Raw genomic sequence first — 11,242 nt, forward strand, 5'->3', positions numbered from 1 at the left:
CGGACCGGGGGACGACGAGGTCCCGGCACCGGGGACGGTGCCGGGGCCCACGGAACGTCGATCAGGCGTTGGTGGCCTTCTCCGCCGCCTTCTGCGCGTCCTTGGCCGCCTTGGCCTCGGCCTTCTCCGCCGCCTTCATCGCCTTGATCGCGACGCGGGCCTCGGCCTTGGCCTGACGCTCGGCCGCGCGCGCCTGCTGCTTCTCGGCCTTGGACCGGGCGCGCTCGTTCGCCGGCGACGGGTCACCGCAGGCGACGCCGTTCATCTTCACGCCGGCCGGAGCGGTGTGCCCCCCCGCGACGTAGCCCAGCGTCAGCGACTTGCCCGGCTGCACCGTCCGGTTCCAGGACTGGCCGGTGACGGTGAGCGTGGTGCCCTCCTGGGACCAGGTCACGTCCTCGTCGCGCCCGTTCCACAGGTCGGCGGTGTTCTCGACGTCCCACGTCAGCGTCCAGATGACCGGGGCCTTGCCCTGGTTGTAGAACGTGACCGTGCCGCTGTGCGCGTCCGCGTACTGGCCGGTGGCCTTGACCACGACGCCGCAGGACGTCACCTCGGTCGTCGGCGCCGGCTTCTTGGCGGCCGACGCGGTCGCCGGCGCCCCCACCGCAGCTGCGAGAGCGGTGACCGCGACCGCGGCGCCCGCCCATCGGCTGATCTGCATGCTTCCTCCGTCCGCGCTCTGCCCCCGTGGCGGAGCGCGCCTCGGACCCTAGTCCGTTCGGATCATGTCAAGTGCGATCCTTGCCGCATGTTCGCCCAGCCGTGAAGCACCGGCTGGGACATCTGCGGACAGAAGGCGCACAGGTGGCGCCGCCCCGGCACCCGCCGGACACGTCCGGGGGCTGAGGCCGTCATGACGACCCTACGACCCTGATGCTCAGGAACGGGCGGCCATGCAGGAGGCGACGACGACGCGGTTGCGGCCGTCGCGCTTGGCCTCGTAGAGGCCCCGGTCGGCGGCCGCGAGGAGCCGGGTCGCGCCGCTGGCGTGGTCCGGGCTGACGGCCACCCCGGCGCTCACGGTGAGCGCGAGCCGGGCGCCCTCGACGTCCACGCGGGCACGGGCGCACGCGCTGCGCAGGGACTCGGCCCGCTGAAGGGCCTGCTCGACGCCGACGTCGGGCAGCACGAGCACGAACTCCTCTCCCCCCAGCCTCGCCACCGTGTCGCCGGCCCTGGTCTCCCGCCGCAGAGCCTCGGACAGGGTCTGCAGCGCGAGGTCGCCCGCGGCGTGCCCGTACGTGTCGTTGACCCGCTTGAAGTGGTCCACGTCGAGCAGGACCACGGCGACCGGCCGTCCGGCCCCGTGGCCCTCGGCCAGCGCGGCGTCGAGGGCGCTCATCAGGTGGCGCCGGTTGTGCAGCCCGGTGAGGGCGTCGCGTGACGCGTCCTCGGCCAGCTGGTCGCGGAGCTGCTCGATCACCGCGAGCTGCTCGGTGAGGCGTTGGTTCGCCTGCTCCAGGGCCGCCCGCTGCCTCTGGTTCTCCGAGACGTCGCGCGACACGATCAGGTAGCCGAGCACCTCGTCCCGCCGGTCGTGCAGGGTCACGGTCCGGTGCTCGATGAACAACCCTGGTCGTGCTTCCACGAGCTGCGCCCTGGGCCCGTCCTGCACCGTGCGCATGAACCCGGGCCCGATGAGCACGTCGACGCAGCCGCCGACGACCTGTTCGGGCGCCTGCGGGCGCAGGCGGCGGAGCAGCCGCAGCCCGGCCTGGTTGATGTCGACGACCCGGCCGGCCCGGTCCACCACGAGGATGGCGTCGTCCATCGTCTCGACCATGAGATCGCGCGCGATCGGGACCAGGCTGAGCAGCCCCTGGCGGAGCACGGCGTTGGCCGAGACGAGGCCGGTGACCGCGAACAGCAGCGTGGTGTGGTCCACCTGGGTCTCGAACAGCACCGTCGGCACGTTCCCGAGAGCAGGCACGAGCGCGGCGACGAGCAGGCTGGCCAGCTGCCGGCGGAACGCCGGATGCGCCTTCGGCAGCGCCCGCGCCAGCACCGTCAGCGACCCGAGCAGCAGCAGATAGCTGTACGACGCGTGCAGGGCGTACAGCACGCCGAACTGCCGGTGCAGGGTCGGCGGGAGCCCGGAGAGGTAGGCGGCCTCGTAGAACCAGTCGTGCAGCGGGTTCGTGAGCGCGGCGGCCACCGTCAGCAGGGGCTCGAGGCAGAGCAGCACCAGCAGCCTGCGCGACGGCCGCCACCCGGGGTGGGCGACGGCCCGTGACAGGCAGAAGAACCCGACGACGACCCCGCCGACGCCGGCGAAGAGCAGGGACTGGGCCACCCACTGGGCAGGGAACGGCGCACCGGTCCGGCACACGGACTCGGCCGACGCCCACCAGGCGAGGCTGAACATCGTCACGGCCAGCGCGGTCGCAGCGGTCGTCTCACCGCGGTGTCGCCAGGCGAGGACGCCGGTCGACACCGCGATGACCCCGGACAGCACGTCGAGGAAGAACCAGGGCTGGTCCAGCACGCCGATCCCCCCGTCGTCGGAACGCCCTCCTCATCGGCCGCGGCCGACGGCATCTGAGAAGTGCGGCGCGGCCACTGCGTCCGCACCAGGACGCGGCTCCTGTCGGTTCGGAAGCACCAGTGCAGGTCGGTCGCCGCTGACGACGCGGGACGCGCGGCGGACGACGACGCTCGAAGGCAGGCGGCCCCGCGCGGGCTCCCACTTCGTGTCCGGCTTCTTCTCGCTCGTTCGGAGACCAACGATGGCGACAACTCTGTATCGACTGGGCCGGTGGGCCTTTCGCCGGCGGCGGCTCGTCGCCGGCCTCTGGCTCACGGCCGTGGCGCTGGCCGTCGCGGCGGCGGCGGTGGCGCCGTCCGGGCAGGAGGAGGACCTGGCCATGCCCGGGACCGAGTCGCAGCAGGCGTTCGACCTGCTCGACGAGCGGTTCCCCGACGCGGACTCGCAGGGCGCCGACGCCCGCCTCGTGTTCCAGGCCCCGAACGGCCAGCGGGTGACGGACGAGGCGCACCGGGAGTCGGTCGAGGAGGCCCTCCGCTCCCTGGCCGGCGGTGAGCAGGTCGCGGCGGTCTCCGACCCGTACGCCGACGGCACCGTCAGCGAGGACCGGACGACCGCGTACGCCACCGTCACGTACGCCGTGAGCGCCCTGGACCTGACCGGCGCGGCGAGGCGGGCCCTCGAGGACGCGGCGGGCTACGCGCGCGACGGCGGGCTCACCGTCGAGATCGGTGGCTCCGCGCTGGAGGCGGAGGTGTCGCCGGGCGGGACGACCGAGCTCGTCGGCGTGGCTGTCGCGGCAGTGGTGCTCGTCATCACCCTCGGCTCGCTGGTCGCAGCCGGCCTGTCGCTGCTGACCGCCTTCTGCGGGGTGGCCATCGCCTTCGGCCTGGTGTCCGCGCTGGCCGTGCCCCTGGGCCTCACGTCGACGGTGGCGATCCTCGCGCTGATGCTCGGGCTGGCCGTCGGGATCGACTATGCGCTCTTCATCACCTCCCGCTACCGGGACGAGCGCGCCCAGGGCCGCAGCCCGGAGGACGCCGCAGGCCGCGCGGTGGGGACGGCGGGGTCCGCCGTCGTCTTCGCAGGAGCCACCGTCGTCATCGCGCTCGCCGGCCTCGCGGTCGTGGGCATCCCCGAGCTGACCCGGATGGGCCTGGGAGGCGCCGGGGCGGTCGGCCTCGCGGTGCTGGTCGCGCTGACGCTGGTGCCTGCGCTGCTCGGCTCCTTCGGTCGACGGGTCCTGTCCCGCTCGGCCCGCCGGGCCGCCCCGGTCGGCGGGGCGGGCGCACCGCAGCGGCACGGGCTCGGCGCCCGCTGGGCGCGGCTCGTCCTGCGCCGCCCGCGCGCCGTGCTGCTGGTCGCCGGGCTCGGCCTGGCAGCGGTCGCCGCGCCCGCGCTGGGCCTGGAGCTGGGGCTGCCCGGGGACGAGTCCAAGCCGGTGGAGACCACGCAGCGACGGGCCTACGACCTGCTCTCCGCGGGCTTCGGGCCGGGCTCCAACGGGCCGCTCACCGTGGTCGTGGACGCGTCGCGCTCGGCGGACGCGACGGGGGCCTCCGACCGCGTCGTGCAGGCCCTCGAGGAGGTGGAGGGGGTCGTCTCGGTCGACGGCCCGGTCCTCGACGCGGCCGGCGACACCGCCGTGCTGACCGTCGTGCCGGCGACGGCTCCGAGCAGCACCCGGACCAAGGAGCTGGTGCAGGAGATCCGCGACGTCATGCCCGACGTCGAGTCGGCCACCGCCACGGACGTGTACGTCACCGGCAGGACGGCGCTGAACATCGACATCTCCCAGGCGATGTCGGACGCCCTGCTCCCGTACCTCGGCGTCGTCATCGGGCTGGCGGTGCTCCTGCTCATGGGAGTCTTCCGGTCCGTCCTCGTCCCGCTGAAGGCGGCACTCGGCTTCCTGCTCTCGGTCGGCGCGGCGTTCGGGGTCCTGGTCGCGGTCTTCCAGTGGGGCTGGGGCGCCGAGCTCATCGGCATCGAGCAGACCGGCCCGGTCATGTCGTTGATGCCGATCCTCGTCATCGGGATCGTCTTCGGTCTGGCGATGGACTACGAGGTGTTCCTCTTCACCCGCGTGCGGGAGGCGTACGTCCACGGCGCGACACCGGAGGAGGCGATCGTCGCCGGCTTCCGGCACAGCGGACGCGTGGTGGCGGCGGCCGCGGTCATCATGGTCAGCGTCTTCGCCGGGTTCATCGGCGTCCACAGCCCGACCATCCAGACGATGGGCGTGGGCCTGGCCTCCGCGGTGGCCTTCGACGCCTTCGTGGTGCGCATGGCGATCGCGCCCGCGGTGCTGGCGCTGCTCGGCCACCGGGCCTGGTGGCTGCCTCGTATCCTCCAGCGTGTGCTGCCGAACGTGGACATCGAGGGCGACGCGCTGGGCCGCCTCCCGCTCCCTGTGACCGAGCCAGCGGCTCCGCGGGCTCCCGTCGGCTGACGCCGCGGACATGTCGAGCGCCGCCGGCCTCCTCCCGCGACCAGGTGCCTCCCGGTGGCGGGAGGGCGCGGTCGTCGCCACGGCCTTCGCCCTCTGCCTGCTGGGCGGCGTCCTGCGGGTGGACGACACGGTGTCGGCACCGCCGGCCGCGGCCTACGTGGTCGCCGCAGTCTCCGCCGGGGCGCTGCCGTTGCGCCACCGGTCCCCCATCGCCGCGGTGGCCGTCACGACCGGTTGCGGGATGGCCGTCGTCCCGGCCGGCCTGCTGCTCACCCCGCTTCTCGTGGCCCCGGCCGTCGTCGCCGGGTACGCGCTGGCCGTCCAGCTCGACCGGCGCCGGGCGGCCGCCGCCCTGCTCGCGTCGGCGGCCCTCCTCGTGGCCGCCACCGTCCTGGCCGGGGACCTGTCCGGCCAGGACGCGAGCCGGCTGACCATCGTGGCCGCCTTCCCACTGGTGGCGGGGGTGCTCGGGCACGCGACGCAGAACCGGCGGGCCTACCTGGCCGCCGTGGAGGAGCGGGCGCGCCGGGCCGAGCAGGACCGCGACACCGAGGCCCGCCGGCGGGTGGCCGAGGAGCGCGTGCGCATCGCCCGCGAGCTGCACGACGTGGTGGCGCACCAGATCACGCTGGCCAACGCGCAGGCCATGGTGGCCGCCCGCGTCTTCGACAGCCGCCCGGAGCAGAGCCGCCGGGCCCTGGACGACCTGGTCGGGACGACGGCCCGCGCGCTGGACGACCTGCGCGCCACGGTCGGGCTGCTGCGCGAGGCCGACGACACGTCGGCGCCCGCCGAGCCGGCCCCGGGGCTGTGCCGGCTGCCCGCGCTGGTGGAGTCCTTCGGCCGGGCCGGGCTGGAGGTGTCGGTGCACCACGACGGCACGGAACGGCCGCTCCCGCCCGGCACGGACCTCACGGCGTACCGCATCGTCCAGGAGGCCCTGACCAACGTGGCCAGGCACGCCGGGACCGGGAGCGCCCGGGTCCGCCTGACGTGGAGCCGAGACCGCGTGACCATCGCGGTCGCGGACGACGGCAGCGGCTCGCGGGCGCGCGCCACGACCGGTGCGGCCCATCAGGCCGAGCGCCCGGGCGGCTACGGGCTGATCGGGATGCGTGAGCGGGCAACGGCGGTCGGGGGCCGCCTGTCCGCCGGCCGGCGCCCGGAGGGCGGCTTCCTCGTCTCGACCGACCTGCCCCTGCCGCCCGACGGGAAGGCCTCATGACGCTACGGGTGCTGCTCGCCGACGACCAGGCCCTGCTGCGCGGGGCCTTCCGGACGCTGCTGGAGACCTGCGACGACATCACCGTCGTCGGGGAGGCCGCCGACGGCCGCGAGGCGGCCCGCATGACCCGGGCGTTGCGCCCCGACGTGGTCGTCATGGACATCCGGATGCCGGAGGTCGACGGGCTCGCCGCCGCGGCCGAGATCTGCGGCGACCCCGAGCTGGCGGCGACCCGGATCCTCGTGCTGACGACGTACGAGACGGACGAGCACGTGGCGCAGGCGCTGCGCGCGGGGGCCAGCGGCTTCGTCGGCAAGGGCATCGGCGCCGACGACCTGCTCGACGCCGTCCGCACGGTGGCGGGCGGCGACACCCTGCTCTCCCCCGCCGCCACGCGCGCCCTGGTCGCCCGCTTCCTGGCCATGCCCGAGGGCGGGGCGTTGCCCGACAAGGGCCGGCTCGACGTGCTGACCCCGCGCGAGCGGGAGATGGTGGCCCTCGTCGCGACGGGCCTGTCCAACCAGGAGATCGCCGAGCGGATGGCCCTGAGCCCGTTCACCGTCCGCGCTCACGTCCAGCGTGCGATGACCAAGCTGCAGGCCCGCGACCGGGCACAGCTGGTGGTCATCGCCTACCGCACCGGGCTGGTCCGGGCGGAACCCGGCGGGGGCTGACGGCACGTGGCCGGTGGGGCCGCCTGCAGGGACGGGACGCCGCGCCGGGCGGCGCTCAAGTCGTCCGGGTCGTCGGCGCGTCCGGAGCGCTGACGTCGTAGGTCTTCGCGTCCTTCACCGCGGTCATCAGGGCCACCAGCACCTGCGCCTTGCGCTGCGGCCGCTCGACGTCGCCCCAGACGACCGAGTGCCCGCTGCGCAGCTGCAGCGTCACGCTGTCCGGGGTGCGCGCCTCGACCCGTACGACACGCTTCTGCAGCCCCGACGGGAGCCCGCCGACGACCGCCGCAGCGGCCGTGCGCGCGTCCCCCTCGACGGCGGCGAGGACCGGGAGCGCGGTCTTCCCCCTGGCGGCCGTTGCGGGCGCCGGGGCGAACGCGACGCCTTCGGCGTCCACGTAGGTGAGCCCGCTGTCGCGCACGGACGCCACCGCGACCGCCGTCCGCTCGACGATGGACACGACGAGCGTGCGCGGGAAGCGACGCTCCACGGTCACGTCCCGGACGGCGGGGATCGCGCCCACCCGCGCCTGCACGGCCGCCGGGTCCACCCGGGCCAGCGGGAAGCCGGAGGGCACGTCCACGGCTGCGCGGACCTCGGCGGCGGAGACGTGCCCGGCACCGACGACGTCGACCGTCCGCACGCCCAGCACCGAGGTGCCGAGCGCCACCCAGGCGACCACGCCCAGCGCCGCGGCCAGGCCCGCGACGACCGCGAGCGAGCGCCGGGACAGCCGGGCACGCAGCCGCCGACGCTCGGCAGGCCTGCCACCGGCGGAAGCCTCTCCCGCGTGAGGCACCGGTCGCTGCCGTGGCATCCCCGACCGGCCGGACGCACGCCCGGGCGCCCCGGGACGGGTGCCCGCACGCCCGGCGCGGGCCGGCGGCCGGGACGGCCTCACCGCCGCGTGCCCAGCAGCTCGAGGACCTCCGGCCCGACCATCGTCACGTCGCCGGCCCCGAGGGTGAGGACCACGTCCCCGCTGCGTGCCCGCTCGGCCAGCCGCCCGGCGACCGCTGACCACGAGGGCTCGAAGCACACCTGCTCGGGCGGCAGCTGCACGGCGGCGGCCACCGACGCGCCGGTCGCACCGGGCAGGGGGTCCTCCCCCGCCGGGTAGACCTCCATCACGACTACCTCGTCGGCCAGGGCCAGCGCGGCGCCGAACTGGTCGCGGAAGGCCGCTGTGCGCGAGTAGCGGTGCGGCTGGAACGCGACGACCAGCCGGCCCCCCAGCGCCACCCCGCGCGCCGCCCGCAGCGTCGCCTCGACCTCGGTCGGGTGGTGCGCGTAGTCGTCGTAGACCCGGATCCCGGCCACCGTGCCCTTGGCCTCGAACCGGCGGCGGGTGCCGGTGAAGGCGGCCAGCCCCTCGCGCACCTCGGCGGCCGGGAAGCCGAGCCCCAGCGCGGTCGCGAGCGCCGCGGCGGAGTTCAGGGCGTTGTGCCGCCCCGGGACCCGCAGCTTGACCTCGCCGAGCCGCCGCCCGTGGTAGACCGCGGACCAGCGCGAGCCCGGCCCCGCGAGCCGGAGCTCCTCCACCCGGAGGCCCGCGTCCTCGGCCTCGCCGTACGACTGAACCCGGATGCCGGCATCCCGGGCCTGCTGTCCGAGCAGCCGCGCGCCGGGGTCGTCGGCGCAGACGACGAGCAGCCCCCCCGGCAGCACCCGGTGCGCGAACGCCTCGAAGGCCGCCGTGACCGCCTCGCCGGTGCCGTAGTGGTCCAGATGGTCCGGCTCGACGTTGGTGACGATCGCCGCCTCGGGCGAGTAGAGCAGGAACGACCCGTCGCTCTCGTCGGCCTCGGCGACGAACAGGTCCCCGGAGCCGTTGTGCGCGTTCGCGCCGGACTCGTTGAGGCTGCCTCCGATGGCGAACGACGGGTCCGCCCCGCAGTGCTGCAACGCCACCGTCAACATCGAGGTGGTCGTGGTCTTGCCGTGCGTCCCGGCGACGGCGACGGCACGACGCCCGGCCATGACGGCCACCAGCGCGGCGGCCCGCGGCAGGACGAGCAGCTCCCGGGCGCGGGCCTCCACGAGCTCGGGGTTGTCCGGGCGGATGGCGCTGGAGACGACCACCGTGTCGACACCGGCGACGTTGGAGGCGGCGTGCCCGATGTGCACCACGGCCCCGAGCGCGCGCAGGGCGGTGACCGTACGCGACTCCCGGGCGTCGCTGCCGGAGACGGCGATGCCGCGGGCGAGCAGGATGCGCGCGATGCCGGACATGCCGGCGCCGCCGATGCCGACGAAGTGCACGCGGCCCAGCGCGTCTGCCGGCGGCACCGGGTCCGGAGCCGGCACGGCGGTCACGACGCGCCCCCGGCGGCGGACAGCACGAGCGCGGCGAGCCGGTCGTCACCGTCCCTGCGCCCGAACCGCGCGGCCGCCGCGCCCATGGCCGAGAGCCGGGGCGCGTCGGCGATCAGCGGCACGAGCGTCTGCGCGACCCAGTCGGGCGTGCACCGGGCGTCGTCGACGATCAGCCCGCCCCCGGCGCTCACGACGGGCTCGGCGTTCAGCCGCTGCTCGCCGTTGCCGTGCGGCAGCGGGACGTACGCGGCGGGCAGCCCGACCGCGGCGAGCTCGGCACACGTCATGGCCCCGGCGCGGCAGAGCGCGACGTCGGCGGCGGCGTAGGCGAGGTCCATGCGGTCGAGGTACTCCAGTGCGACGTAGGGCGGGGCGGCGGACCGGGCGGCGGAGCGGGCGACGTTGCCCCTGCCCGCGGCGTGCAGGACCTGCACCCCTGCGGCGGCGAGCGCGGCGGCGCCACCCTCGACCGCGAGGTTGAGGGTGCGGGCGCCCTGCGACCCGCCGAAGACGAGCAGCGTGGGCAGCGCCGGGTCCAGGCCGAAGGCCGCGCGCGCCTGCCCCCGGACGGCGGCGCGGTCCAGGGTCGTGATCGCGCGCCGCAGCGGCATGCCGACGTAGGCGGCGTGCGGCAGCGGGGAGTCCGGCCACGCGCTGCCGACGTGCCGGGTCAGCCGGGCGCCCAGCTTGTTCGCGAGGCCGGGCCGCGCGTTCGCCTCGTGCACGACGATCGGCACGCCGAGCCGCCGGGCGGCGAGGTACGCGGGGGCGGCGACGTACCCGCCGAACCCCACCACCACGTCGGCGCGGACGCCGCGCAGCACGTCGGTCGCGGAGCGGACCGCGCCGGCCAGCCGGCCGGGGACGCGCAGCAGGCCCGGCCCGGGCTTGCGGGGCACGGGCACCGGGGGGATCAGCGCCAGGTCGTAGCCGCGCTGCGGGACCAGTCGGTTCTCGAGGCCGCGCTCGGTGCCGAGGGCGGTGACGCCGACGGACGGGTCGGCCCGACGGAGCGCGTCGGCCAGGGCGAGCGCAGGCTCGACGTGCCCGGCGGTGCCTCCGCCGGCGAGGACGACGTGCATCTCAGCGCCCTCCGGCGGTGCGGGGGGACGAGGCGCGCCGTGGCTCCGGTGCCCGGGACGCCGGCGCAGGGCGAGGCGCCGGGCGTCCGGAGGCGCGGGACACCCCGGCGGGACGGGGAGCGCGCGGCGCGCGAGGCACGTGCTCCGGCTCGGGGTCGGCGAGCGGCGCCGACGGCCGACCGGACATGCCCGCGCGGTGCGGGCGGGGCGCGGGCGGTCGCGCCGAGCGGCGGGCGCGGCGTACCTCGTCGCGGGCCAGGGCGAGCAGCAGCCCGATCGCCGCCATGGTCGTGAGCAGCGCCGACCCCCCCGCGGACACGAGCGGCAGCGGGATGCCGATGACCGGCACGACGCCGAGGACCGCGCCGATGTTGACCAGCGTCTGGAAGGCGATCCACGCCGTGACGCCGGCGGCGGCGAGGCGGACGAAGACGTCGTCGGTGCGCATCGCGACCCGCAGCCCGCCGTAGCAGAGCGCGCCGAACAGCGCGAGCACGAGCAGCGTGCCGATCAGCCCGAGCTCCTCGCCGATGATGGCGAAGATGAAGTCGTTCTGCGCCTCGGGCAGCAGGCCCGGCCACTTCTCCCGCGACCCGCCGAGCCCGACCCCGGTCCAGCCGCCCGTGCCGAGGGCGAACTTCCCGTGCAGCGCCTGGAAGTTCGTGCTCATCGGGTCCTCGCTGGGCTGGGTCCAGCTGACGATCCGCTCGACGCGGGTCGGGTGCGTGACCGCGAGCCACACGGCCCCGGCCGAGCCCGCGGCCATGACCATGGCGAAGACGCGGAACGGGGCTCCGGCGAAGAAGAGCAGCGCGAGCAGGATGGCCATGAGCACGAGCGCCGTGCCCAGGTCCTGCCCGAGCAGGACGAAGAGCAGGAAGAGCCCGCCGACGGGGAGCAGCGGCACGAGCAGGTGCTTCCACTGGTCGAGCAGCCGCCACTTGCGGGCGAGCAGGTCGGCGCCCCAGAGCACCAGCGCCAGCTTGGCGGCCTCGCTGGGCTGGA

The 11,242-nt window shown here is 75.8% G+C and carries 9 protein-coding genes; 3 read left to right on the forward strand and 6 right to left on the reverse strand.

Annotated features, from left to right (window positions below; translation table 11 throughout):
- Nucleotides 1-61: 61 nt before the first annotated feature.
- Nucleotides 62-664 (reverse strand): cellulose binding domain-containing protein, encoded by a 603-nt coding sequence (locus G9H72_RS09840; protein ID WP_166170374.1) that lies wholly within the window; start codon nt 662-664, stop codon nt 62-64.
- A gap of 216 nt (nt 665-880) precedes the next feature.
- The gene (locus tag G9H72_RS09845) at nt 881-2,488 is read right to left on the reverse strand and encodes a histidine kinase N-terminal 7TM domain-containing diguanylate cyclase (RefSeq protein WP_166170376.1); all 1,608 of its coding nucleotides are present in this window, start codon (nt 2,486-2,488) and stop codon (nt 881-883) included.
- Nucleotides 2,489-2,729: 241 nt separating this feature from the next.
- Between G9H72_RS09845 and G9H72_RS09850 the strand changes: the two genes are divergently transcribed.
- Genes G9H72_RS09850 through G9H72_RS09860 form a run of 3 tightly spaced genes read left to right on the forward strand, consistent with a single transcriptional unit; the run spans nt 2,730 to nt 6,839 of the window.
- Nucleotides 2,730-4,940 (forward strand): MMPL family transporter, encoded by a 2,211-nt coding sequence (locus tag G9H72_RS09850; RefSeq protein WP_166170378.1) that lies wholly within the window; start codon nt 2,730-2,732, stop codon nt 4,938-4,940.
- Between the two features lie 10 nt (nt 4,941-4,950).
- Nucleotides 4,951-6,165 carry a sensor histidine kinase gene (locus G9H72_RS09855; RefSeq protein ID WP_166170380.1) on the forward strand — a complete coding sequence of 405 codons (1,215 nt, stop codon included), beginning with the start codon at nt 4,951-4,953 and terminating at the stop codon, nt 6,163-6,165.
- Nucleotides 6,162-6,839, forward strand: coding sequence for a response regulator transcription factor (locus G9H72_RS09860; RefSeq protein ID WP_166170382.1), 678 nt, complete (start codon nt 6,162-6,164; stop codon nt 6,837-6,839). The genes G9H72_RS09855 and G9H72_RS09860 overlap by 4 nt, the downstream gene beginning before the upstream one ends.
- Before the next feature lie 55 nt (nt 6,840-6,894).
- On the opposite strand, the gene G9H72_RS09865 is transcribed toward G9H72_RS09860, so the two are convergent.
- The 4 genes from G9H72_RS09865 to G9H72_RS09880 form a co-directional block, all read right to left on the reverse strand.
- On the reverse strand, nt 6,895-7,638 hold the full coding sequence (locus G9H72_RS09865) for a cell division protein FtsQ/DivIB (RefSeq protein ID WP_166170384.1): 744 nt from the start codon (nt 7,636-7,638) through the stop codon (nt 6,895-6,897).
- A gap of 98 nt (nt 7,639-7,736) precedes the next feature.
- Nucleotides 7,737-9,155 carry a UDP-N-acetylmuramate--L-alanine ligase gene (murC, locus tag G9H72_RS09870; protein WP_331272151.1) on the reverse strand — a complete coding sequence of 473 codons (1,419 nt, stop codon included), beginning with the start codon at nt 9,153-9,155 and terminating at the stop codon, nt 7,737-7,739.
- Nucleotides 9,152-10,237: an undecaprenyldiphospho-muramoylpentapeptide beta-N-acetylglucosaminyltransferase gene (murG, locus tag G9H72_RS09875; protein ID WP_166170386.1), complete on the reverse strand. Its 1,086-nt coding sequence runs from the start codon at nt 10,235-10,237 to the stop codon at nt 9,152-9,154. Before murG ends, murC begins: the two co-directional genes overlap by 4 nt.
- Before the next feature lies 1 nt (nt 10,238).
- The coding region (locus tag G9H72_RS09880) for an FtsW/RodA/SpoVE family cell cycle protein (protein WP_166170388.1) at nt 10,239-11,242 on the reverse strand (1,004 nt) is incomplete at its 5' end.

This window comes from Motilibacter aurantiacus (genome assembly GCF_011250645.1).
Lineage (GTDB): Bacteria > Actinomycetota > Actinomycetes > Motilibacterales > Motilibacteraceae > Motilibacter_A > Motilibacter_A aurantiacus.

Excerpts from the sequence above, each read along its gene's own strand:
- murG (WP_166170386.1), bottom strand. The coding sequence starts at position 10,237 with ATGCACGTCGTCCTCGCCGGCGGAGGCACCGCCGGGCACGTCGAGCCT.
- G9H72_RS09850 (WP_166170378.1), top strand. The coding sequence starts at position 2,730 with ATGGCGACAACTCTGTATCGACTGGGCCGGTGGGCCTTTCGCCGGCGG.
- G9H72_RS09840 (WP_166170374.1), bottom strand. The coding sequence starts at position 664 with ATGCAGATCAGCCGATGGGCGGGCGCCGCGGTCGCGGTCACCGCTCTC.
- G9H72_RS09855 (WP_166170380.1), top strand. The coding sequence starts at position 4,951 with ATGTCGAGCGCCGCCGGCCTCCTCCCGCGACCAGGTGCCTCCCGGTGG.
- G9H72_RS09860 (WP_166170382.1), top strand. The coding sequence starts at position 6,162 with ATGACGCTACGGGTGCTGCTCGCCGACGACCAGGCCCTGCTGCGCGGG.